The 24,133-nt window shown below is 30.3% G+C and carries 25 protein-coding genes; 11 read left to right on the forward strand and 14 right to left on the reverse strand.

From position 1 onward, the window contains the following. Positions 1 to 88: 88 nt before the first annotated feature. From ACFQ1O_RS12440 to ACFQ1O_RS12450, 3 genes are all read right to left on the reverse strand, one after another. On the reverse strand, positions 89 to 1,144 hold the full coding sequence (locus ACFQ1O_RS12440) for a tetratricopeptide repeat protein (protein WP_377716357.1): 1,056 nt from the start codon (positions 1,142 to 1,144) through the stop codon (positions 89 to 91). A gap of 91 nt (positions 1,145 to 1,235) precedes the next feature. Then, on the reverse strand, positions 1,236 to 1,934 hold the full coding sequence (locus ACFQ1O_RS12445) for a tetratricopeptide repeat protein (RefSeq protein ID WP_377716358.1): 699 nt from the start codon (positions 1,932 to 1,934) through the stop codon (positions 1,236 to 1,238). Next, on the reverse strand, positions 1,927 to 2,541 hold the full coding sequence (locus ACFQ1O_RS12450) for an RNA polymerase sigma factor (protein WP_377716359.1): 615 nt from the start codon (positions 2,539 to 2,541) through the stop codon (positions 1,927 to 1,929). The genes ACFQ1O_RS12445 and ACFQ1O_RS12450 overlap by 8 nt, the downstream gene beginning before the upstream one ends. A gap of 445 nt (positions 2,542 to 2,986) precedes the next feature. On the opposite strand from ACFQ1O_RS12450, the gene ACFQ1O_RS12455 reads away from it, so the two are divergent. The 4 genes from ACFQ1O_RS12455 to ACFQ1O_RS12470 all read left to right on the forward strand — a co-directional run bounded on the left by ACFQ1O_RS12455 (position 2,987) and on the right by ACFQ1O_RS12470 (position 6,754). Beyond that, on the forward strand, positions 2,987 to 3,163 hold the full coding sequence (locus tag ACFQ1O_RS12455; RefSeq protein WP_377716360.1) for a hypothetical protein: 177 nt from the start codon (positions 2,987 to 2,989) through the stop codon (positions 3,161 to 3,163). A gap of 12 nt (positions 3,164 to 3,175) precedes the next feature. Continuing rightward, positions 3,176 to 5,263 (forward strand): ATP-binding protein, encoded by a 2,088-nt coding sequence (locus ACFQ1O_RS12460; RefSeq protein ID WP_377716361.1) that lies wholly within the window; start codon positions 3,176 to 3,178, stop codon positions 5,261 to 5,263. Between the two features lie 20 nt (positions 5,264 to 5,283). Next, a complete protein-coding gene (locus ACFQ1O_RS12465) occupies positions 5,284 to 5,949 on the forward strand; it encodes a response regulator (protein ID WP_377716362.1) in 666 nt (221 codons plus the stop codon). Between the two features lie 163 nt (positions 5,950 to 6,112). Beyond that, positions 6,113 to 6,754 (forward strand): hypothetical protein, encoded by a 642-nt coding sequence (locus ACFQ1O_RS12470; RefSeq protein WP_377716363.1) that lies wholly within the window; start codon positions 6,113 to 6,115, stop codon positions 6,752 to 6,754. A gap of 180 nt (positions 6,755 to 6,934) precedes the next feature. On the opposite strand, the gene lysS is transcribed toward ACFQ1O_RS12470, so the two are convergent. The 3 genes from lysS to ACFQ1O_RS12485 form a co-directional block, all read right to left on the reverse strand. Further along, positions 6,935 to 8,623 carry a lysine--tRNA ligase gene (gene lysS, locus ACFQ1O_RS12475; protein ID WP_377716364.1) on the reverse strand — a complete coding sequence of 563 codons (1,689 nt, stop codon included), beginning with the start codon at positions 8,621 to 8,623 and terminating at the stop codon, positions 6,935 to 6,937. Positions 8,624 to 8,715: 92 nt separating this feature from the next. Next, positions 8,716 to 8,982 (reverse strand): DUF2752 domain-containing protein, encoded by a 267-nt coding sequence (locus ACFQ1O_RS12480; RefSeq protein WP_377716365.1) that lies wholly within the window; start codon positions 8,980 to 8,982, stop codon positions 8,716 to 8,718. A gap of 151 nt (positions 8,983 to 9,133) precedes the next feature. Further along, positions 9,134 to 9,475, reverse strand: coding sequence for a CD225/dispanin family protein (locus ACFQ1O_RS12485; RefSeq protein WP_377716366.1), 342 nt, complete (start codon positions 9,473 to 9,475; stop codon positions 9,134 to 9,136). A 129-nt stretch (positions 9,476 to 9,604) separates the two neighbouring features. On the opposite strand from ACFQ1O_RS12485, the gene ACFQ1O_RS12490 reads away from it, so the two are divergent. The 4 genes from ACFQ1O_RS12490 (at position 9,605) to ACFQ1O_RS12505 (ending at position 11,358) form a co-directional block, all read left to right on the forward strand. Then, entirely contained in the window at positions 9,605 to 9,763 is a 159-nt protein-coding gene (locus ACFQ1O_RS12490) for a YqaE/Pmp3 family membrane protein (RefSeq protein WP_377716367.1), read from the forward strand. 69 nt (positions 9,764 to 9,832) lie between these two features. Beyond that, positions 9,833 to 10,189 carry a hypothetical protein gene (locus ACFQ1O_RS12495; protein WP_377716368.1) on the forward strand — a complete coding sequence of 119 codons (357 nt, stop codon included), beginning with the start codon at positions 9,833 to 9,835 and terminating at the stop codon, positions 10,187 to 10,189. 1 nt (position 10,190) lies between these two features. After that, positions 10,191 to 10,886 carry a lipoyl(octanoyl) transferase LipB gene (lipB, locus tag ACFQ1O_RS12500; protein WP_377716369.1) on the forward strand — a complete coding sequence of 232 codons (696 nt, stop codon included), beginning with the start codon at positions 10,191 to 10,193 and terminating at the stop codon, positions 10,884 to 10,886. 73 nt (positions 10,887 to 10,959) lie between these two features. Next, complete coding sequence (locus ACFQ1O_RS12505; RefSeq protein ID WP_377716370.1) at positions 10,960 to 11,358, forward strand: hypothetical protein; 399 nt, start codon at positions 10,960 to 10,962, stop codon at positions 11,356 to 11,358. Here the strand turns inward: ACFQ1O_RS12505 and ACFQ1O_RS12510 are convergent, their stop codons facing one another. From ACFQ1O_RS12510 to ACFQ1O_RS12540, 7 genes are all read right to left on the reverse strand, one after another. Next, the gene (locus ACFQ1O_RS12510; protein WP_377716371.1) at positions 11,359 to 12,651 is read right to left on the reverse strand and encodes an OmpA family protein; all 1,293 of its coding nucleotides are present in this window, start codon (positions 12,649 to 12,651) and stop codon (positions 11,359 to 11,361) included. A gap of 115 nt (positions 12,652 to 12,766) precedes the next feature. Next, positions 12,767 to 13,378, reverse strand: coding sequence for a deoxynucleoside kinase (locus ACFQ1O_RS12515; RefSeq protein WP_377716372.1), 612 nt, complete (start codon positions 13,376 to 13,378; stop codon positions 12,767 to 12,769). A 6-nt stretch (positions 13,379 to 13,384) separates the two neighbouring features. After that, positions 13,385 to 14,170, reverse strand: coding sequence for a hypothetical protein (locus tag ACFQ1O_RS12520; protein ID WP_377716373.1), 786 nt, complete (start codon positions 14,168 to 14,170; stop codon positions 13,385 to 13,387). Between the two features lie 185 nt (positions 14,171 to 14,355). Next, on the reverse strand, positions 14,356 to 15,102 hold the full coding sequence (locus ACFQ1O_RS12525) for a DJ-1/PfpI family protein (RefSeq protein ID WP_377716374.1): 747 nt from the start codon (positions 15,100 to 15,102) through the stop codon (positions 14,356 to 14,358). Between the two features lie 71 nt (positions 15,103 to 15,173). Next, positions 15,174 to 15,746 carry a Crp/Fnr family transcriptional regulator gene (locus ACFQ1O_RS12530; RefSeq protein WP_377716375.1) on the reverse strand — a complete coding sequence of 191 codons (573 nt, stop codon included), beginning with the start codon at positions 15,744 to 15,746 and terminating at the stop codon, positions 15,174 to 15,176. A gap of 121 nt (positions 15,747 to 15,867) precedes the next feature. Then, complete coding sequence (locus ACFQ1O_RS12535) at positions 15,868 to 16,554, reverse strand: response regulator transcription factor (protein WP_377716376.1); 687 nt, start codon at positions 16,552 to 16,554, stop codon at positions 15,868 to 15,870. Next, on the reverse strand, positions 16,547 to 18,094 hold the full coding sequence (locus ACFQ1O_RS12540; protein WP_377716377.1) for a sensor histidine kinase: 1,548 nt from the start codon (positions 18,092 to 18,094) through the stop codon (positions 16,547 to 16,549). Before ACFQ1O_RS12540 ends, ACFQ1O_RS12535 begins: the two co-directional genes overlap by 8 nt. A 139-nt stretch (positions 18,095 to 18,233) precedes the next feature. On the opposite strand from ACFQ1O_RS12540, the gene ACFQ1O_RS12545 reads away from it, so the two are divergent. The 3 genes from ACFQ1O_RS12545 (at position 18,234) to ACFQ1O_RS12555 (ending at position 22,790) form a co-directional block, all read left to right on the forward strand. Continuing rightward, positions 18,234 to 19,043: a GLPGLI family protein gene (locus ACFQ1O_RS12545; RefSeq protein ID WP_377716378.1), complete on the forward strand. Its 810-nt coding sequence runs from the start codon at positions 18,234 to 18,236 to the stop codon at positions 19,041 to 19,043. A gap of 119 nt (positions 19,044 to 19,162) precedes the next feature. Further along, positions 19,163 to 20,038, forward strand: a complete 876-nt coding sequence (locus ACFQ1O_RS12550; RefSeq protein WP_377716379.1) for a GLPGLI family protein — start codon at positions 19,163 to 19,165, stop codon at positions 20,036 to 20,038. A 28-nt stretch (positions 20,039 to 20,066) separates the two neighbouring features. Continuing rightward, positions 20,067 to 22,790: a carboxypeptidase-like regulatory domain-containing protein gene (locus ACFQ1O_RS12555; protein ID WP_377716380.1), complete on the forward strand. Its 2,724-nt coding sequence runs from the start codon at positions 20,067 to 20,069 to the stop codon at positions 22,788 to 22,790. Between the two features lie 68 nt (positions 22,791 to 22,858). On the opposite strand, the gene metK is transcribed toward ACFQ1O_RS12555, so the two are convergent. Further along, the gene (gene metK, locus ACFQ1O_RS12560) at positions 22,859 to 24,112 is read right to left on the reverse strand and encodes a methionine adenosyltransferase (RefSeq protein ID WP_377716381.1); all 1,254 of its coding nucleotides are present in this window, start codon (positions 24,110 to 24,112) and stop codon (positions 22,859 to 22,861) included. Positions 24,113 to 24,133 lie beyond the last annotated feature (21 nt).

Consider the following 24,133-nt stretch of genomic DNA (forward strand, 5'->3'; position numbering starts at 1 on the left):
AAGGCAGAGTCTAAATCTTTATTTTTTAGGTGCGAATCTGCTAAATTGTTGAATATAGTAGAAAAGTGTTTGTTAGAAACTTTAAGGTCTACTTTTTTTTGGTAATCATAGCCTTATGGAAGTAGGTTATAGCTTTATGATACTGCTTAAGACTACTGTACATTTTAGCAATGGCATTATAATATTGAGCGAGTTCTCCATATTTAATATTTTCTTGAGATAAAGTAAAGTCAATTGCTTTGGAAAAGTAATTCTTCGCTTTTTCATAATTTCTTGTAAGTGTAGCAAAAGCAGCAACTCTAGCATAAGAATTTATTAAAGTAGGGCTGTCTTTTCCTAAAATTTTCTGCTTTAATTCTAATGCCTTTTCTTGATATAATAAGCCTTTATTGTGTTCACCAAGTCTATAATATAAAGTAGCTAAGTTAGTACATAAATTAGAATGACCTAAAAGAGATACATGAGGAAATAACTTTTCTCTTATTTTTTGCGCTTTTAATAAGTGTTTCAAAGCTTTGTCGTATTCATTTTCATTGGCATAAACCAAACCTATATTTTTATATCCTCTTGTGATACCAATGTGATTTTCTCCAAATTTTTTTTGAAGAACATTTAAACCTTTATAATTGTTTTCTAGACTAGCATCCTTATCCCTTAAAATGATATATAATTCACCCTTAATAAAATAAGGTCGGTATAGTTCATGATGATCATTCCCAAAAATCTTCTTTCGAATAGCTAAGGCTTTATTTGCAGCATCAATGCCAGGCTCTACACCAATGTTTCCACTACTATGGTTATATGATAATGCTAGTAATTCATATGCTTTAGCTAGTTGGATGTTTTTTGAATTCTGCTTTTCTAATTTTATGATACAATCATTGGCATATTGTTTAGCCTTTTGTAAGTTTCCGCTATGCTTATGCGCATATCCAGTGTTAAGTTTAATGCGAACTAAACTACTATCAGCTAATTCATTTTTAAATTTATTTAAAAGTTGTTCTCCAAAATTTATTACCGATGCATAATTATTTTTTTTAATACTAACATTAAGACTGTCGTTAATAGATCTGTACTCATAATTGTTTTGGCTATAAATAATATAAGGGATTATAGTTGTTAAGAGTATGAATAGTTTTTTCATAAATTATTACACGGTGTTTAGTGGGGTGTTTGTGTTGTTAGATTTTTTTAAAAAAGAACTTAATTTATCATAATTGTTTTCTCTTCGCAGGTTATAATTGGTTAAGTAAACTAATTATTTTCTCCTGCTTTTTAATACTAACTTTATTCTGTAGGTTTTGTAATGTAGTTTTTGCTAAATCAATGTTGTTAACTTGTATATAACTCAAGGCCAAATACCATTGAGCATCTTTGTATAAAGGAGAGTCGTTAGCAATACCATTAAATTGTTGTATGGCTTGTTTGGTGTTTTTAAGTTCTAATAAAGTAGCACCGTAGTAAAAGCTTTCGGCGTCCGATAAAGTGTTTTTTGCTGCTATTACTTCAAAATTTTGTTTAGCTAATGAGTATTGTTTAGCGTCGTATAAGATCATAGTCTTTTCAAAGATGGTTTTGTTTTCATTTTCACTTCCTTTTTGAGTATAAATATTTGGATAAGTGTTGTAGTATTCGTTAAACAATTCTTGGTTGTTCGGTGAATGACTGAAAAAGAAAAAAGCACCAATTAACAAAATAACAGAGGCAGCTATGCTTAAAGGGAAAAACTTTTTGCGAGCTTTTTTACTATTATTTATATCCTTTCCAACTCCTTGAAGTTTTTGTTTTAACTGTTTTCGACTTTGTATAGCTATTATTTCATTTTCTAACTCCTCTAAAAATAAAGGATCTTCTTTTTTTTGAGAAAATAATTTAGCTTCTTCTTTGGTGAGTTCATTGCGAAAGAACTTTTTTATAAGGTATTTATTATTCATAACACAATTCGTTTATCACTGTTTGATATTGAGTAGATTGTTCAACTATAGAACGCAAATCTTTTAAGCACCTGTATTTTTTATTCCTAGCAATTTGTTCATTTTTATAACCGTGTAATAAAGCAATTTTATCCATAGTTATTCTTTCAAAAATACTTTGCTGTAGTATGTTTTGACATGCCTTACTTATTTTAGAAAGTAACTCCTGTACAAATCTCGTTTCATTGGTATGGAAGAGCTCCAAATCAAATTCATCTAAACCTAAAGAAATTACATGATCACTATCTAAATACAAATGCTCTTTGTTTTTTCTCAACCTATTATACCACATATATTTACCTACCGTATAAATATAACCTGTTATGGTTTTTTCAATTTGTAATTGGTTTTGTTTAGCTTTTTCGTAAAAGACAATTATTGCATCTTGAATGATATCTTCTGCATCATTCGATATACCTCCTTTACTAAGAATTAGTTTGTATAAAGATGGTTGCACTTCTGTGTATAAAAAGCGCAATACTGCATTTTCTAATCTATGATTAGAAGTTAAAATACGGATGATTTCATCATCTGTAAAAGATTGTTTTTTACGGAATAAAAAATTCAAATAATAGAGTTTTGGGAAAGCAATAATACTAAAAAACCCTAAAAATTACCGTAGGTGACTTCTTTAAAAAATACACCTGGTTTCAAGTAGTTGGTAGTCATGTTGTTGTATTGTTAATAAGATGATTTTTTCTTAAAAGGCGGTTTTACCGTACTAAGAGCTTTGTAAGAAGAAAAACGATATACACTTTAATTATTATCGATTCTTAAAGAAAAAACAGAGAGAGCTTTTATAAAATTAACTCATTAGAGGGAGTAAATAACTTTTTGAATAAAGTATTATAGAACAGTTAAGCCCTTTTATACATGAGGTTTAAGCTATGTTTTAAATTTTTATAAAAAAAACTGAAAAAATTTTGGTTACGGAAAGAGAGTGGCAAACACCTTCTTAATGAATGTGAAAATGAGCTAAACGGCTCGCAATTAAAAACCAAAATTTATTAAAGATGAAAAATTTAAAAAAAGTAGTAATGTTAGTAATGTTTGCAACCGTATTTTTTTCTTGTACTACAGATGATGTAATTATGAATGAACCTCAAAAAGAAATGGAGGTTGAGATAAATGATGAAGTGGCTAGAGATACTGGCGGTGATGAAGAGGTAGAAAATGATGATGATGAATAAAAAAAACTCGAAATGAATAGTAAAAACCTTAGGCAATTGACTAAGGTTTTTTTGTTAGATTTGTTTGAAGTTAAAACGAATAATTTGAAGTGTTTACCTAAGTATATAGCAATTTTTATACTGGTTGTTTATTGCAGTTGTAATAAAAAAGATGTTGTTTTTTCTAAAAATTTACAAATAGAATCATCAATTGAGGCCGCAAAAAATAAAAAGAATAGTATTGAGAAAAGAAGAAAATATTTATATGAAGCATATAGGTTAATTAATGATATAGGTAATGATTCAATTAAAAACAGTAAGTTGTTAGATGTGGCTTTTCAAGCCAAAAAAGTAAAAGATTCGTTATTTTTTAGAAAAGTTAATAAAGAAGCTTTTGTAATGTCGAAAGAACTGAATGATGAGTTGGGTTTAGCTAAGTCATATTGGAGTTATGGAAGTTTTTTTTCGAACTATGAAGTATATGATTCTGCTTATTATTTTTATAAAAAAGCTTATGATAAATACAAAAGACTTGGCAATAATAGGTATGAAGGAAAAATGTTATATAACATGGCCTTTATACAATATAAGATTAAAGATTACTTGGGATGTGAATCTAATGTTTTTAGAACAATACCTAGTTATGAGTTATCTAATGAAGTGAAAGGTGTATATAAGTGTTATAATTTATTAGGAGTAATGTATGGTAATAGTTATGACTATAACAATTCAAAAAAATACCACAAAAAGGCTTTGTCTGTACTGGAAAAATTAGATAACAATAGTGCTTATAAAGCGGCTACTCTTAATAATATAGGTCTCATTTATAAAGAGCAAAATAATTATAAACAAGCTTTGAGTTATTTTAATAAAGCATTAGAAATGAAAGATCTTTATAAAGACAATATAAGACTCTATGCTTCTTTAAAAACCAATATAGCTTATTCGAGGTTGTTAAGTAACGATACTCTTATTGTTGAAAAAGAATTATTGGAGTCATTAAAAATAAGAGATAGTATAAATCATGTACTCGGAATTATTTCTAGTAAACTTTCTTTAGCAGAGTATAATTATAAATTTAAAGATACAGTACAGGCTTTAATATTAGCAAAAGAGGCAAATAGGTTAGCAAAAAAAATTGCCCATCCTGGAGATGTATTAGCTTCGTTACAATTTTTATCTGAAATAGATAAGAAGAATTCGTATAAGTATTTAAATGAATATGTTGATGTTGAAAAAGAGGTGTCAAAACAAGAAAACTTTTTAAAAAATAAATTTGCTAGAATTCGTTTTGAAACAGATGAATATATAGAAGAGGCTAATAGGTTATCTGCTCAACAAACCATTATATTAATTAGTTCAATAGCCTTAATATTAGTTTTGTCGCTTTTGTATTTTGTTAGGTTGCAACGTTCTAAAAATAAGGCTTTACAGTTAGAGGCAGCTCAGCAACAGGCTAATCAAGAAGTATATCAGTTATTGTTAAAACAGCAAGAAATTTTAGATGAAGGAAAAATGAAAGAGCGTCATCGGATATCTGAAGAATTACACGATGGTGTTTTAGGGAAAATATTTGGTACACGTATGGGCTTAGGCTTTTTAGATATTCAAGCTGATGAGTTTACTCAAAATCAACATCAAAAATACATAGATGAATTACAAGAAATAGAAAAAGAAATTCGAGTTATTTCTCATGAGTTAAAAAACGAATTAATAGATAAGGCAAATTTTATACAGATAATAGAACAACTGTTACACGAACAGTCGCAAGTTGGTGGATTTACATTTAGTATAGAAGCCTCAGAGGAATTGCATTGGAGTCATATTTCTAATGAAATAAAAATTAATTGTTATAGGGTTTTACAGGAGGCTGTTCAAAATATTAATAAATATGCTCAAGCAAAACAAGTTCAAGTAATTTTAAAAAATAAAAATACCAATTTGTTATTACAAGTAATAGATGATGGTATGGGATTTCCTACAGAAAAAAAATATTCTGGAATTGGTTTAAAGAATATAGAGTCTAGAATAAAGAAGTTAAATGGTTTTTTTAAAATAGATTCTGTTGTTAATAAAGGAACAAAATTATATATTGAAATCCCATTATTAAAAGTCAATTAAAAAGCAATAATTGTAAACAGATGAAAACATATACTGTTTTAATAATAGACGATCATCCAATAATTGCAGAGGCTTATAAGTTTGCATTAAATAAATTGAGTTTAGATAGTAAAGAGTTAGACTTTTCTGTTGAAATGCTAACAAATTGCGATGATGTTTTAGATTACATAAAAACTCAAAAAACAGCAGATTTAATTTTTTTAGATATGAAGTTGCCACCTTCATTAGATGGTAAGTTTTTGTCGGGAGAAGATTTAGGAATTGAACTCAGAGAGAAATTACCAGAGGCAAGAATTATAGTTTCAACAACTTATAATGATAATTATAGGGTGAATAATATTTTAAAAAGTATTAACCCAGAAGGGTTTTTAGTGAAAAACGATATTACACCTAAAGATTTAATGGCAGCTATTAAAACTATTTTAGATGACACCCCTTACTACAGTCAAACAGTTTTGAAGCTATTGAGAACTCATGTAAATCATGATTTCTTTTTAGATAAGATAGATAGGCAGTTGTTGTATGAGTTGTCTTTAGGAACAAAAATGGTTGATTTACCTAAAATTCTACCACTGTCTTTAAGCGGAGTAGAGCGAAGAAAGCGTCAGATAAAAGAAATTTTTGATATTCAGAAAGAACCAGATAGAGTTTTAGTGGCTATGGCCAAAGAAAAAGGTTTTATCTAATACTTAAGGTGTTAAATAGTAGTTTAGTTGAATTGATGTTTTCTGTAAAAGTTTTTTATAAAAATATTTAAAGTGTACTAGGGTTTTTCCTTTTGTATTGAAAGGTAAAACCCTAGTTGTTTTTTGTTACTTAGAGTTAGATTTGCTGTAATAAATTTATCAAGTGGTAGCAAACCTTCAGCAAATATTACTAATTGAAAAGAATCCGTTACTAATAGCTTTGTATCAAAAGTTATTATCTAAATATGCAAATAAACCATATCAATTAAAGATAGAAGATTCTATAACTACGGCTAATAGGTTGTTTAAAAAAGGTAAAGAGTTTGATATAGTTATACTATCTTCTGAATATAATATTCAAGAAGCATCTATTTCGGAAGAACGATTTCTAACTAAATTAAGATTCAATTATCCTAAATGTAAATTATTCCTAATAAGCAATAGCTCTAATGTTAATAGAATTAAGCGTATGCTAAAATTATATGCGTTAAATGTTTATTTACTACAAGAAGAGTTGAATCAAGAGTTATTGGAGAAAGGTTTTGAGGTAATATGGAGTTCCTCAGGGTTTCTTTTTAGTCCTAAAGTAAAAAAAATAAAAGAGCATTCTTATCAAGTATTAGATTTGATAGACTTAATAGATGTTGATTTGTTATTTTATTTAACTAAAAGTTGTAAAACAAAAGACTTACCAGAAAAATTAAACTTGTCTTTAGGGGCTATAGAAAAGAGAAAGAACAGGCTTAAGAAAAAATTAGAAACAGATAACTTGCTGCAAGCGGCTCTAGAAAATGGCTTGCTGTAAGTAGTACAATAAAATTTTGTTAAGTAATTTTATTACTTGAATTTGGGGTGAGGCCGTTTTACATCAACGTAAAACGGTTTTCTTTTTATCTGAAAATGTAATTTTTTATAATAAAAATGAGTCTATCGAAGTCAATTGAAGATGATTGATGAATTTCGATAGACTCAATGTAATACTTTATTAAACAACTTCAACAAACAAGCCTTCTTCAGTTTTGTTAACTTTAGCAAGTTTGTTTTTGGTTAAGCCTTTAATGGTTTTGTCCCATTTTTTATTACTTAATCCAGACTGAGTTTTTAAGTTATTTAAATCTATAGGAGAGTTGTCTTTTAAGATGTTAAATACTGCTTTCTCTTCGTCGGTCATAGCAACTGCTTTACGCTCTGGTTTCATTTGTGGAAAGAATAATACTTCTTGAATAGACGGATTGTCTGTTAAGAACATAATTAATCTATCCATTCCAATTCCTAATCCAGAAGTTGGTGGCATACCATATTCTAAAGCACGTAAAAAGTCTTGGTCTATAAACATAGCCTCATCATCTCCTCTTTCGGCTAAAGCAGCTTGCGCTTCAAAACGTTCTCTTTGGTCAATAGGATCGTTTAGCTCAGAGTAAGCGTTGGCAATCTCTTTTCCACAAACCATTAACTCAAAACGTTCGGTTAACTCTGGGTTATCTCTATGCTCTTTTGTTAAAGGCGACATTTCCTTAGGATAGTCAGTAATAAAAGTTGGTTGAATGTAGTTTCCTTCACATTTTTCACCAAACATTTCATCTATTAACTTTCCTTTCCCCATAGTATCATCTACTTCAATCCCCATTTCTTTAGCGGCACTTCTTAGTTCATCTTCGGTTTTTCCTGTAATATCAAAACCGGTAAACTCTTTTATAGAATCTGCCATAGTAATACGCTTATATGGCGCTTTAAAGTCTATTTCTTGTCCGTTAAAAGTAGCTTTAGTAGTACCGTTAACAGCTATAGCACAGTGCTCTAATAATTTTTCTGTAAAGTCCATCATCCAGTTGTAGTCTTTATAGGCTACATAAATTTCCATTGCTGTAAATTCCGGATTATGCGTACGATCCATCCCTTCGTTACGAAAGTTTTTAGAAAACTCGTAAACACCGTCAAAACCACCTACAATTAGTCTTTTTAAATATAACTCGTTAGCAATACGCATGTATAATGGTATGTTTAATGAATTATGGTGAGTAATGAATGGTCTTGCTGCTGCTCCTCCTGGTATAGCTTGTAAAATAGGTGTTTCTACTTCCATATATCCAGCTTCGTTAAAGAAGTTTCTCATGGCAGTAAATAACTTAGTCCTTTTTACAAACACATCTTTTACCTGTGGATTTACAACTAAATCTGCGTAACGTTGTCTATATCGTAATTCAGGGTCATTAAATCCGTCAAAAACATTTCCTTCTGCATCAATTTTAGGTAAAGGTAAAGGTTTTAATGATTTGCTTAATAACTCAAAGTTTTTAACTAAAATAGTTTTTTCTCCTACTTGAGTAGTAAATAGCTCTCCTTCAATACCAATAAAGTCACCTATGTCTAATAGTTTTTTGTAAACTTCGTTATATAAAGTTTTGTCTTCTCCAGTACAAATTTCGTCTCTGTTAAAATACACTTGTATTCTCCCTTCACTATCTTGTAATTCTGCAAAGGAAGCTTTCCCTTGTATACGTCTAGACATTAACCTACCAGCAATTATCACCTGTTTACCCTCGCTAAAATCAGCTTTTACCTGTTTGGAAGTATGATTAACAGGATAAAGGTTGGCAGGATATGGGTTTATACCCATTTCACGTAACTTAGTAAGTTTTTCACGTCTTACTATTTCTTGTTCTGATAATTGCATGATTATTAATTTTAAATAAGCTGCAAAATTACATAAAAATCAATACTAGAGAAAGCATTGTTTAATAAATAACAAGAAGTTAATTAGCTGTTTTAAAAAGCTATATTTCTAATAATTGTAAAAACGATTAAAATGATCAGGATGATTATGAGCCCTTTGGTAGAAATGTCAATATCTGGAAGGTTAATATTAAAAGGTCTTAAAGCAAAACTTAAAAATATATAAGTTAGTAAAGGAGCAAAGAAATAGATAAAGACATTGAGTTGGGCAGCTTCGAGAAAGTTGCCGTGGAGCAATTGATGAAAAGCTCGTTGACCACCACATCCAGGGCAATCTATTTTAGCAATACGTTTGCTCATGCAAACCACAAAGGGAGAAGTGTTGTCTGCAGGATTATTTAGATAAAAATACCTAAAACATAAACCAAAGATTAAAATAGAGAATATGGAAAGTGATTTTTTGAGCATAAAAAATAAAAACCGATTCAATTGAATCGGTTTTTTAAAATTATTATTGATTCATTATTTCCATTATTTTTTCTCTCATTTCTTCTTGTTGAGCTGGATCATATGTAACAATACTAATAATTATTCCTAAAACAAATAATCCTAAAGTAATATAAGATAAAATCTTTGCGTTTTTAGCAGCTTTTTCGGCACTAATATAATCACCAGATTCAAATTTCTTTTTTACTTGAGAAGCAAAGTAAATAGCTATTAAACCAGTTATAAAATTTATACAGCAAATAGTAGGGCATAAACCTAATATAGTACCTATAATTGCTAATGCCATGCTATTCTTTGGCATTTCTTTATTATCAAAATTTTCGAAAGATGATGTTGAGTTTTCCATTTTTTAATAGTGATTAGTTTTAATTATTACGAAAGTACTACTTTATTTATAATATTAAAATAATATTTAGATATGTAACAATCTGAGTGTTTATGAGACTTACAAAGCGAATCAATCAAAAAAATAAATATGAGTATTTGGAGAGTTTTACTTTCAATTTTATTTCCACCATTGGCCGTTTTAGATAAAGGTTGTGGTTCTATTATTATCGTTTTTATTCTTACTTGCTGCGCTTGGGTTCCAGGGGTTATAGCAGCACTAGTTATCTTAAACAATACTAACAAATAGTGATACTTTTTTAACAAGAAGTATTTTAGTGTTAAAAATGGTTACTTTTGTGTGGTAAAACAAAGTTTTATGGCACTAACAAGAAGAACCAAATATGCAACCATAATTATATCTGTGTTAACTGCTTCATTGGTTAACGAGTATATTGTTAAATGGGTTAATTCTTATTATAAAGAACCTACATACACTTCTGTTTTAATAGGCATGGGAGTTACGGTTCTTGTATTTGTTCCTTTATTTGGATTAGTGGGGAAATGGATTAATTCTGCCTCTAAAGCGTACTTGAAAAAAAGTAAAAAAGTTGCTTCTAATAGTGGAGTAGGATTGTTATTGGGTTTTTTAATTGCATTTATAATCTTATTTGTGTTGTTTGCTAAACTTAGACACGGGTTAGATGTTATAGCTTATGTAAAGAGATTTTTATAAAATGAATAAAAAAGTAATTTTTCAAGATTTAGGTTTAAAAGATTATAAAGACACTTGGGATTACCAAGAAGAACTCTTTAAAGCTATAGTAGATACTAAAATTAAAAATAGAAGAGAGGAAGCAGGTTTAGAAACCCAAAACTACTTATTGTTTGTAGAGCACCCGCATGTATATACTTTAGGAAAAAGCGGAAGCTTTGATAACTTATTACTGAACGAAGAACAGTTAAAAGAAAAGGGAGCAACTTTTTATAAAATAAACAGAGGTGGAGATATTACTTATCACGGTCCAGGGCAATTTGTTGGTTATCCTATTTTAGACCTAGAAAACTTTTTTACAGATATACACAAATACCTACGTTTATTAGAAGAAGCTATTATTCTAACCTTAGAAGAGTATGATTTAAAAGCTACTAGAAGCGAAGGCGAAACAGGAGTTTGGCTAGACGTAGGAACACCGTTTGCTCGTAAAATTTGTGCAATGGGCGTACGTGCTAGCAGATGGGTTACTATGCATGGTTTTGCCTTAAATGTTAATGCCGATTTAGGGTATTTTGATAACATTATTCCCTGTGGTATACGCGGTAAAGGGGTAACTTCTATGAATGTAGAACTAGGAGTAGATAAAGTAGATATGTTAGAAGTTCAACAAAAGTTTTTAAAACATTTCAATACTCTGTTTGAAGTTGAAGCATGATAAACTAAAAAAAGTACTGCGCATTGTTTTAATGTGCTTAAAGCTTACAATAGTTTCACTATTGCTAACATCAATGGCTTTGTCTTTTTATAAAATAAATCAGAATCAAGAGTATTTATTAATTCCGTGTTTGATTTTCTCTTTTGTAGTGGGAAGTATTTTCTTTCATGTAGAATATTTAAAAGAAAAAAAGAACCAAGTTTATACCACCAAAAAGCGAAAGGTTAAATTGATTTATTGGGTGCTTAATTCATTATCGGCTTTAACTTTTACAGGATCAGGATTGATATTGGCTTATTTAATGCAAACAGATCCGCCCAACGATTTTAATTTAGTACTTATTATGAATAGTATTATTTATTTGATTCTTTTTTTAGGTGTTGTGTCTTTTATAGATATGTTTTTTGTTTATAAATTCTTAAAAAAAAGTCAGTTAGATGTAAGTGTAGAAATCGATAAAATAGGGAGTTAATTATCTTAAAATAAATTCAACTCTTCTGTTCTGCGCTTTTCCATTAATAGATTTATTATCTGCAATTGGTTCGCTTTCTCCCTTACCATCTATAGTTAATTTGTCTTCAGAAATGTTATAAATGTTTATCAAGGCTTGTTTTACAGATTCTGCCCGTCTTTTAGATAAAGTTAGGTTAGCATCTTCGCTTCCATCAGAATCGGTATGACCAATAATTACAAGTTTTAATTTTTCGTCTTGTTGTAAAACTTGCGAAATTTGCCTAATTATTCCAAAAGATTGTGGTTTAATTGAAGCTTTTCCGGTATCAAATAAAATTCCGTTAGTAGATACAGAACCGTTATTTAATAAATCTTTTCGTAGGTCTAATCCGCCTTCGGCTATTTTAATGTTTTTAACAAACAATCGATCTTTTCCGTCTTTGAATCCATAGATGTTAAATTTTACATTGCTTATAAAGTTAGGAGTAGGAATGAGTTGAGGAATATCTACATACTTTGTTTGGTTTATCCATAACCTAAAGCGTTCTTTATTAACAGCAATAGAAATATGAGGGGAGTTTTTTACTGCTTTTCTAATATCTGCGGTAATCGTACTACTAATAACATGATTGTTGTTAATTCGGTTTTTTATACCTATACCAAAAGCACAGTATTGCCCAAATGGAATGCTTATAGTAGCATTGTTCTTTCCTGTTTTAAAGCTGCTGTTATCATCTAAAGTAATGTACAATCTAGCTGTAGATGAGGTTTTATGATCTAAGCCTTCTGCCAATAAATCAAACTCAATAGTATATTCTTCTGGTAAAGAATTGGTGATTAGCGGTAGGTATTGAATATTGTAACCAGGTTTTAATTCAAACCAATTGCCTTTAGAAGTGTTTAATTGTACCAATTCTCCAGAACCGTTGGTATTCCATTTAGAAGGGAAATCTCCTACAAAGTCTTTAGAAAAATCGTCAAAGAATATGATGTTGTTACCGGGTACAAAATCGAACTTTCTATAAACTTCTATTTTTGTAAAACCAGTTTTTTCTTGAGCTTGAGTGGGTATTTTTTTTTCTGAATGATCTGGATTGGTATGTGAGTCTGTAGGTTCTCTTTTTTCATTCGGATTCAAGATAGAATCCATAGCTCTTTCGGTTTCATCTTCAACCTTTTTTTCAATTTTTCGTTCAACAGCCTTTTCTGCTTTTTTCTGAATTTTTTTCCAAATTTGAGCATGACCAAAACTAAAAGAGAATAATAAAATAATAAGGAAAGTTTGCTTTAAGCTAGATTGTTTAGTTAACATTACAGTTTCTTTTTAATTAATGTAAAATCAAAAAAGTGTGTAACTAAGCAAGTTTTAAGTCTAGAACAAAGATACAAAAAAAAACAGCCTTAAGAGGCTGTTGTTATAATCTGGTTTAGAACAATCCGTGTATTTCGGCATCTATTTTATTAATTACAAAACCAAGATCTTCTGGTTTATCAACAAAGTTTAAGTTGTCTACGTCTATAACCAGTAATTTTCCTTTGTAATCGTGTACCCAAGCTTCATAACGTTCGTTTAATCGGCTTAAATAGTCTATGCTAATAGTGTTTTCGTAATCTCTGCCACGTTTGTGTATTTGGCTTACTAAATTAGGTATAGAGCTGCGTAAATAAATCAGTAAATCGGGACCTTTTACTATAGATTCCATTAAATCGAATAAAGATTTGTAGTTTTCAAAGTCTCTATTAGTCATTAAGCCCATAGCGTGTAAGTTAGGAGCAAAAATATAAGCGTCTTCGTAAATGGTTCTATCTTGTATGGTTGTTTTACCACTTTCTCTAATTTGTAAAACTTGTCTAAAACGTGAATTTAAGAAGTATACTTGCAAATTAAAAGACCAACGTTCCATTTTATTGTAAAAATCGTCTAGGTAAGGATTGTCTACAACATCTTCAAACTGGGGTTCCCAGTTGTAATGTTTTGCTAATAATTTAGTTAAAGTAGTTTTTCCAGCTCCTATGTTTCCTGCAATAGCAATGTGCATGTTGTTCTAGTTTTCTAAGTTAAGTTGATAAGTAAACAAAGTTTCTCCGTTGTAAATATACAAGGTTTCATGTCTTAAAGAAAAATCTTGTATAGTCATTTTTGGTAAATTAATTTTTACAGGAGTAGTCGATTCACTTTTTATAAAATACAATTCATTGTTTTTAAGAACAACAAAATTGTTTTTAGAATGGCTAAAACCTTCGCCCTCATTAAAAGGAATATTGTTTAATAAACTACCGTATACATTGAACTGCAAAATACTCTTATTGGTAAGCAACCAACAAAAGTTGTAATTGCTACTATATGCAATAATATTTTTTGCTAGTGGTTGGGTAGTAGCTTCATTCTTTTCTAGCTGAAAATTATAAATTTCTATTTGTAAATTATCGTTGTTATATAACCAAAGTCTTTTGTTACTGGCTGTTGCTGCCCAGTTTACATTTTTAAAGTCTTGTAAAATATTAAAGTCTATTTTATTAATCTCATTTAGCGTGTTGTCTAGTTGTACAACAGTATTAAAATCTTTGTAAAATAAGGTAATTTCTAAAGGGTTTAAAACATCTATAGCGCTAATGTTTCCCAACAGCACATTGTTGTACTCGTAAAATTCATTAGTACTTTTTTTAACAAGAGTATTGTTTTTTATGTAGTATAAGGCATCAAAGTTGTCTTTGTGTAAAAACCGATCTGCTTGTAAAGGAGTAGAACTTTTTAGCGTAACAGAAATTGGTTCTTGAGCATAAGCGCTAAGAATCGTAAGAAAGAATACTATATGCGTGAATAATTTCATTGAGAGAGCAAAATACGAATAATTATATGGAATGTAAAGAAGGCTTGTTTAACGGTTTTGGTTTTGAGTAGTGCGGGTTTTAACAACTACTTTTCGTTAAGCAATATACTTATTATTTTAACAAAAAACGGTTTAGGTTTTAACCTGAACCGTTATTACTTATAAAGATTTTTACTTACAGTACTTTATTTCTTCCAATTTTGGAGTTGGTCGAGATAAAGGTAGTTTTCAACAAATTTCTTATGTTCTGAATTTGTCATTTTCTCCAACAGATTTAAGGCAGAAATATAACTGGCTAAATTTCCATTAGATGAACTGAACTTTCCGTCTTCCACAAACACTATTAAACTGTCGTTTTGCACCTTTAAATTTGGATAATCTTTTTGTAGTTGTTTTCCGCCACCAATCCAAGTAACTATTTTATGTCCATTCGCAATTCCTGATTTTCCGATTAGTTGAGCTCCTGCACAATTACTCACTATATAGTTTGTCTCCGAGTTTTTGCTCCTTATAAATTCGATAATTTTCTCGTTATTTACTTGTGCGTGCATGTCATATGCACTTGGCACGAACAAAGCTGTTAATTTTGGGCAATTATCAAAAGAGTAATCGGGAACAAATTTCATTCCCTCCTCTGTTACAATTGGATCATTGGTTTCAGCAATTGATATGACGTTGAAAAGCTGATTCCCATTCTTGTCTAATTTTGCAAAAACGTCTGATGTTGCAATTACTTCTCCCTGTAAAACACCGTCATACATTAAGAGTCCGATTGTTGGGAGTTCCTTCTTGAATGGTCTTATGTGTTTTGCTTGCTTATCCTTTTTGTTTTTAGTTTGAATTGTGTCCTCGCTTTTAAGGTTTGAATTTGATTTCTCAGATTGGCAACCAATAGTAGCCAGAATCGCAATCAACATAAATGTTTTTTTCATATTTAAACTGGTTTTAGACAAAGGTCGATACTTTATTGACAAAAAAACTTAATCAAGATTAAGAAATGGACTTATTTTATTTTTGCCCTTATTTTACTAACGAACTCTGGCGACATACCCAAGTATGAGGCAATCATATATTGAGGAACTCTTTGAGCGAACTCTGGGTTTTCAGATATAAAAAGACGAAATTGTTCCTCACCTTTAAGACTGTAAATATACTCGATTCTTTTTTGAATGGGTATATAGGTTCTTTCCATTACTTTTCGAAACAAACGTTCAGTTTTTGGTAGTTTCTCGCACAAATCGTCAAATTTTTCTTGTGGAAGTTCGAGCAATTCTGTATACTCAATTGTTTGGATATTTAGTGTAGATGATTTATTAGTAATCAAACTTTCATAATCGGTTATCCACCAATTGTCAATTCCGAAATGTATAATTTGTTCGTTTCCTTTATTGTCTATATAAAATAGACGAACACAGCCTTTTGTAATGAAATATCTTGATTTGCAAAATTGACCTGCTTTTAACAGAAATTCCTTTTTCTTTAATTTTCTTAATTTTAAATAAGATTGAAAAATTTCATTTTCTTTTTCCGAAAAAGTCACATATCTTTTTATGTAATCAGTCAGATTTTGGTTCATTTACTTTCTATTTCGGATTGGTTTTTTGTGTGTTGCTGGTAACTAAGTTAAGATAAAAAGGAGTTTCAATTCTTTTTATCTGCGGTTAAACGAAGTTAGTTGTTTTTGTTAAAAAAGTCAATTAAGAATAGATTAATTTATAGCCATAACCTCTCACATTAATTATAGAGATGCTATCGTCTTTTTTTAGTTTTTTGCGTAGTTTGCTTATAAAAACATCCATACTTCGTGCATTGAAAAAATCGTCACTACCCCAAAGTTTTTTTAGTATGAAACTACGGTCTAATATTTCGTTCTTTTTTTGAGTTAAATGATATAATAACTCAGCTTCGCGGTGAGTAAGTAAAATTTCTTCTTTCTCGTGTACTAGTAATTGTTTGGTGTAGTTAAATGTATAATTGCCTAAAGTTATTTCAGACTGATTATTTTGCTTAGGAATTCTATTGAGTAATGCTTGAATACGAACAATTAATTCTTCCATAGAAAAAGGTTTTTTTAAATAATCATTCCCTCCATGATTAAAACCTTCTACCACATCTTTGGTTTGAGATTTAGCAGTTAAAAAGATAATTGGTATTTCAGGGTTTTCTGCTCTTATTTCTTTTGCCAAAGTAAAACCATCTTTTTTAGGCATCATTACATCTAAAACCAAAATGTTAGGGTTTTCTTTTTTGTATATAGTATAAGCTTCTTCTCCGTTAGTTGCATGAAATACCTCAAAGTTTCTAGTTTCTAGACTTTCTTTTACAATTTGTCCCAAGCTTACTTCGTCTTCAGCTAAAAGTAATTTAATAGCTTGTTTATTCATCTTTTAAACTAATTTTAAACTGAGTTAAATTATTGTTTGAGTTAACAATGATGCTACCCAAATGTTTTTCAACAATTTTTTTGGTGTAATACAAGCCAATGCCAAAACCTTTTACATCGTGTGTATTTCCTTTAGGTACTCGATAAAATTTATCGAAGATTTTTTCTTGCTGATTTTTAGAAATTCCAGTTCCGTTATCGCTTATAGATATTTCTATTTGGTTGAGTAGTATATTGCAATTTACCTCAATAATATCTCCTCCGTACTTAATGGCATTGTCAATTAAATTAGAAATGGCATTTTCAAAATGAAAAACATCAATAGCAATTGTTTTTTCATTGACGTTGCTACTAAATACCAACTTTTTTTCTGGTGCTAGTAATTGATGTTTTTGAGTAATGGTTTCTAATAAGTCTATTAGGTTGACATCTTCTTTTTTAAGGAATAGCTTCTCACTGTCTAGTGTTGCTGTTTCTAATAATTTTTCAACCATTAAATGTAGTTTTTTAAGCTGAAGGTTAGAAATAGAAAGGTATTTTTTAGTTTTTTCAGTATCGTTAGTTGCATTAAAATTTTCTATAGCTTCTAATGCGGTTCTTACTGTTGTAATAGGAGTTTTAAACTCGTGAGTGATGTTACTAATAAGATCGTTTTTAATTTCTGCCAACTCCTTTTGTTTGTTAATTACTTTTAGTAAGTACAGCAAACTACTTAAAACGGATAGAGATAATAGGAACGATAAAAGTATACCAGTACTACTCCTTTTAAAAGCTTCTTTGGTGGCTTCTGTATAGCGTAAAGAGATTTTTTCATTTCCTTTAATAAAAGTAGACTTGGCATTGATGATTTGAGAATCGTCTATAGATTGATCTTTGTTAGATTGGTGTTTTAATTGATTTTGAATTCGATGTTCTATACTATACTCTAAATCTATATTTTTTTTGTTTAATTGATTTTGAAACAATGAATCTACTTGTTGGTAATTTACTTCTTTGTTTAAAAAAGAAATAAAGATTGAATTTAAATCGTGTCTTAATTCTAAACTATCAATAGATTTATTTCCTCTTAAAATTTTAATAGGCTTGTTGTTTTCTTTTATAACAAGTTTATGATGTGAACTATCTGCATTAATAGTATCATTAATCATTAAATTATTAGTAAGGTTAATAAATATTGAATCGGTATCTATTGTTTGATGGACCTTGCTAGAATCTGTTATTTCGATTTCTGTAATCGCAAAATCGATATTCTTGGTTTTCTTCCTTATACTCTTTATTTGCTTCTGTTTAGGTAATACACTATCTAAACTCTGAAAACCCGGAAAATTATTAGAACTAGACACAAAAGTAAAAAGATCTTCTTTAGCTAAGTCTGCATAATACTCTTCAATAGCGTTGTCAAAACTTAACTGAATTTCATTATTAACTCGTTGCTTATTTTCTTGATAGTTTTTGTAATTCCAGTAAAACTGAACCAAAATAGTACTAACAATAGTAAAAGCAATAAGATAAAATATCCAGGTGTACTTTTTCTTGTTCATATTTCAAAAGTAAGATTTAAAATAATAAGTAAAGCTTTCTATTAACACACGTTAACACTCATTAACTTAAAAGAAGATAAATCTGCTTCATCTTTGTAGTAGTTAATTAAAAAACGAACATTAATCAAATAAAATTAAAATGAAAAAAGTTCTATTTATTGCAGTATTATTATTGTCGGGAGTAATTCTTGCACAAGATTTTCAAGGTATAGCTACGTATAAATCTCATAGAAAGTTAGACGATTTTAAAGTAGATGGAGACGGCCCACAGAACGACGCTTTACAAAAGCAAATAGAAGAGCAGTTAAAGAAACAATTTCAAAGAGAGTACACGCTGAAATTTACCAAAGAAGCTTCTATGTACCAGCAAGTAGAAAAGTTAAGCGCACCCCAGCCTCAAACTTCAGGTATCAATATAACTATAGATGAAAGTTCTAATTTGTTATTTAAAAACATAAAAGAAAAAAGATATAGTAACCAAACAGATATTATGGGGAAACAGTTTTTAATTAAAGATGAATTGCAACCAAGAGATTGGGTGTTAGGAAAAGAGAAGAAGTTTATTGGTGAGTACGAATGCTATAAAGCAACTTATGAAGATGAATATACCATGCAAACCGTGAACGATGGTGAGATAACAGAAGTTAAAAAGAAACGATTGGTAACGGCATGGTATACGCCTCAAATACCAATTAGTAATGGTCCTGCTGAATATGAAGGTTTACCGGGCTTAATTTTAGAAATAAACGATGGGCAATTAACATTGATTTGTAGCAAAATTGTAATAAATCCTAAAGAAGCTATCGATTTAAAAGAGCCAACTAAAGGAAAAGTAGTTACAGAAGAAAAGTTTAGTGAAATAATGGAAAAGAAAAATAAAGAGATGATGGAGCGTATGAGAGGTAGAAATAGAGATGGTGAACAAAGAGTAATGATAATAGGAAATTAGTATTAAGGTATTTTTTAACATTTACAAATTAAACCTTTTCTAAAAAGTTTATTCTAAGTGTGGTAACAAATTAAGACGATTGTCGTCTTATGTTGAGTAATTACTTTAAAATAAACAAAATGAAACTTATTATTACTTCTTTTTTATTGCTTTTTAGCATGCTGATTTCTGCTCAAGATTTTCAAGGAAAAGCGATTTATCAGTCTAAAACTTCTTTTGATTTTAGCCAAATGGGACCAAGAGCTCAGCAAATGTCTGAAGAGCAAAAAAAGCAAATGTTAGATAGAATGAAACCAATGTTAGAAAAAACCTATGTGTTAACATTCAATAAATCTGAATCTGTTTTTAAAGAAGAAGAAAAGCTAGAAGCTCCAGGTCAAGGAGGAGGATGGGGAAGAATGATGGGTAAAAGTTTTTCGCCAGGGAAACAATATAAAGATATTAAAGAAAATAAATGGTTAGAGAAGAGAGATTTTTTTGGTAAACAGTTTTTAATAAAAGAGCCTTTAAAAAAGTTAGATTGGAAGTTGGGAAGCGAAACCAAAATTATCGGAAATTATACTTGTTATAAAGCTACAGCTATAAAAGAAGTAGATGAAATGGACTGGAGAAGTATGCGTAGAAGAAAGCCAAAGACATCTGAAGATAAAGATAGTTTAGCTAAAGATTCTATTTCAAATAAAGATCCTATGAGTGAAATAGAAACGCCAAAAACGATAGAGGTTACCGCTTGGTACACACCACAGGTTCCGGTAAGTCAAGGACCGAGTAAGTACTGGGGATTACCGGGTTTAATATTAGAGGTTAATGCAGATAGAACAACGATTCTTTGCACTAAAATTGTAATGAATCCAGGAGAGAAAGAAACTATAGAAGCTCCCTCTAAAGGAAAAGAAGTTACTACTAAAGAATACAATGATATTGTAAAGAAAAAGATGGAAGAAATGCGTGAAATGTACCGCGGAAGAAGAGGTGGAGGAGGATTCCGTCATTAATTTAATAAAAAGCTAACTCAAAATCATCATGCAAAAAATAATATTAGCCCTATTGTTGTTAATAGGGGGGCAATCTTTTGCTCAAATAAGAGTAGAAGGTGTGGTAAAGGACTCCTTAGGAAATCCTTTAGAAATGGCTAATGTAATAGCTATTAATAAAGCAACCAAGGCCTTAGATTCATATGGAATTACCAACAGTGACGGAAAATACAAATTGTCTCTTAAAGAGAATGATACATATGAATTACAGGTAAGCTACATAGGTTTAAAAACACTTAAGACTACTGTAGAAACTAAAGAAGAAAATATTAATAAAAACTTTAGTTTAGAGCCAGACAATACCTTAGAAGAAGTAGAGTTAACTTATGAAATGCCAGTTACTGTTAAAGGAGATACACTGGTTTATAATGCAGATTCTTTTACAAGCGGAACAGAGAAAAAGCTAGAAGATGTTTTGAATAAATTACCAGGAGTAGAAGTTACCGATGACGGAGAAATAGAAGTAGAAGGTAAGACTGTTGGAAAGGTAATGGTAGAAGGAAAAGATTTTTTTGATGGCGACTCTAAATTAGCAACAAAAAATATTCCGGCAGATGCAGTAAGTAAAGTTGAGGTTTTAAAGAATCATAACGATGTAGGACAATTAAGGGGGCTTGGTAATGATGAAGATAATATAGCCATTAATATTAAACTTAAAGAAGGTAAAAAGAACTTTTGGTTTGGAGAAGTTACTGCTGGTGCAGGCTTAGACGAACGTTATTTGGTACACCCTAAGTTGTTTTACTATAGCCCTAAATACAGTGTGAATATTATTACCGATATGAATAATATTGGAGAGATACCATTTACAAGAAGAGATTATTTTAAGTTTACAGGTGGTTTTAGAGGAGCTAATAGAAGTAGTGGTACCAATTTTAATGTAGCGTCAAGCGATATGGGTTTTTTAACTATGAGAAATGATAAGGCTCAAGAAATCAATACAAAGTTTGGAGCAGCTAACTTTAGTTATTCGCCAAAAAAATCTTGGGATATAAGTGGATTTGGTATTTTTTCAGGCACTAGAACAGACATGTTAGAAAATGGTTTTTCTAGAACAACCATTCCTGAACATCCAGACCCTAACAACCCTAATAATACTGTCCCAGAACAGGTTATAGACGAATCTACTACTAGCAAAACTCATCAGAAATCTGATTTAGGATTATTTAAATTAAGTACTGTTTACAAGCCAAACTCTAATAATCAGTTAGATTATGATGCTTTTGTGAAAATATCTGGACAAAGAGAAAGACAAGGTTTAAATTCGTCTTTATACGACTTAATAGGAGAGCAACAAGAGCAAAACCCTTTTAGCTTAAATCAGAACTTAAATTATTACTATACATTAAACGATAAAAATATTTTTGCTTTAGAGGTTCAGCATTTATGGCAAGACGAAGACCCTTTTTATAATGCTATTATCGAGAATAATAATACTTACTCGTTCGATACGGTACTGAATTTAGACAATTCAACCAACGGTTATAATTTAAATCAAGAGAAGCGAGTTAAAACCAATAAATTTGATGCTAAAATAGACTATTGGTATGTGTTAAACGACAAGAGTAATATTAATATTACCGTAGGAGAAATGTTTAGCAAACAACAATTCAATTCAGAATTGTATCAGATATTAGATTCTGGATCAGTTAATAATTTAACTCCATCAATTGGTAGCTCGGTAAATAATATAGCTTATAAGTTTAATGATTTATATGTTGGCTTGCATTATAAGCTTAAAGTTGGGAAGTTTACTTTTACTCCAGGAGCATCGTTACATTACTATTCTATGAATAACGAACAGTTTGGAACAGGTTATACGGATAATTTTGTGAGGCTATTACCAGATTTCAATACAAGAATTCAGTTAAAGAGCTCGGAGAACATTAATATCAATTACCAGATGCAAACAGATTTTACAGATGTAAATCAGCTAGCAGAAGGTTTGGTAATGAATAATTATAATAGTCTGTTTGCGGGGAATAGGCAATTAGAAAATGCATTATCGCATAATTTTAATTTGAGTTACTTTAGTTTTAACATGTTTAATTACACCAATGTATTTGCTATGATTAATTATAATAAAAGAGAAGATGCGGTAAGAGGAATTGCTCAGTCTATACCCAATACCAATTTGCAAACTTCTACTTCTACGAACTCTAATTTCGCAGATGAGTCCTTGTCGGCCAATGGTAGGTTTGAAAGAACTATAGGTAAGTTTAAGGCATCTGTTAGAGCTAGCATCTCTTATTCTAAGTTTAACCAAATTAATAACGGGCAGCGTTTTATTAATGAGTCAATAACTCAGACCTATACACCTAGATTGGGAACCAATTTTAGGGAAGCACCTAATTTCGACATTGGTTATCGTTTTACGATTAACAAGTATTTACAAGGAAACGAGAGTAAATTTATAACTCAGGCACCGTTTATTCGTTTTGATGCTTTATTTTTAAAGAACTTTGTTTTTAAAGCAGATTACACGTATAATAATTATAAAAACGAAGAAAGAACAATTAATGAATATTCATTTTTAGATGCAGATTTAACCTATCAGAAAAAAGATAGTAAGTGGGAGTATACTATTGGAGCTACCAATATATTAGATACAGAGTCGTTAAACCAAGATAACAGTTCGGACTTTAGTATAAATACTAGTGAGTATTTTGTTCAGCCAAGATATTTAGTGTTTAAAATAAAGTATAATTTGTAACCGCCAGTTTTATAAAACAAAAAGCCGAAACGTAAGTTTCGGCTTTTGTTATTTTAGATTAGAAGTTTTTACAATTCAAAAGCCTCTTTTACTTGATCTACATAATCTAATTTTTCCCAAGTAAATAATTCTACTTCAATTTCTTTACTATCTCCATTAGGTTGAGTAAACGTTTTAGTAATCGTTTCTGTTTTACGTCCCATATGTCCGTAAGCAGCAGTTTCGCTATACATTGGTTGGCGTAATTTTAAACGCTCTTCTATAGCAGCTGGACGCATATCGAATATTTCAGATACTTTTTCTGCAATTTCTCCATCTGTCATATTAAACGGGCAAGTCCCGTAAGTATCGATAAATATCCCCATTGGTTCTACAACACCAATAGCATAAGAAACTTGTACCAATACTTCGTCGCAAACACCAGCAGCTACTAAGTTTTTAGCAATATGTCTGGTAGCATAAGCTGCACTACGGTCTACTTTACTCGGATCTTTTCCAGAAAAAGCTCCACCACCATGTGCTCCTTTACCACCATAAGTATCTACAATTATCTTTCTTCCTGTTAAACCAGTATCTCCATGCGGACCACCAATAACAAACTTTCCAGTTGGATTAATATGATATTTAATATCATCTTTAAATAATACTTGAATATGCTTAGGTAATTTAGCAATTACTCTAGGTATTAATATCTCAACAATGTCTTTTCTAATTTTAGCTAACATTTCTTCGTCAGATCCAAAATCATCGTGTTGAGTAGATACAACAATAGCATCTATTCGTTGAGGTTGGTTATCGTCTGAATATTCAATAGTTACCTGACTTTTAGAGTCGGGTCTTAAATAAGTAATGTCTTTATTTTCTCTTCTTAATTCAGCTAACTCAATTAAAATTCTATGAGATAAATCTAAAGCTAAAGGCATGAAGTTTTCTGTTTCACGGGTAGCATAACCAAACATCATTCCTTGGTCTCCAGCTCCTTGTTCCTCTTTACTAGCTCTATCTACACCACGATTAATATCATCAGATTGTTCATGTATTGCCGATAAAACTCCGCAAGAATTTCCATCAAACATATACTCACCTTTGGTATATCCTATTTTATTAATGGTTTCTCTAGCAATTTTCTGTACATCTAAATACGTTTTAGATTTTACTTCTCCTGCTAATACCACTTGTCCCGTAGTTACTAAAGTTTCACAAGCAACTTTAGAGTCTTCATCAAAAGCTAAAAAGTTATCTATTAAAGCATCACTAATTTGATCTGCTACTTTATCTGGATGTCCTTCAGAAACTGATTCTGACGTAAATAAATATGCCATTATTTTAATTTAAATTGTCTG

Source organism: Pseudofulvibacter geojedonensis, from assembly GCF_042675745.1.
Lineage (GTDB): Bacteria > Bacteroidota > Bacteroidia > Flavobacteriales > Flavobacteriaceae > Pseudofulvibacter > Pseudofulvibacter geojedonensis.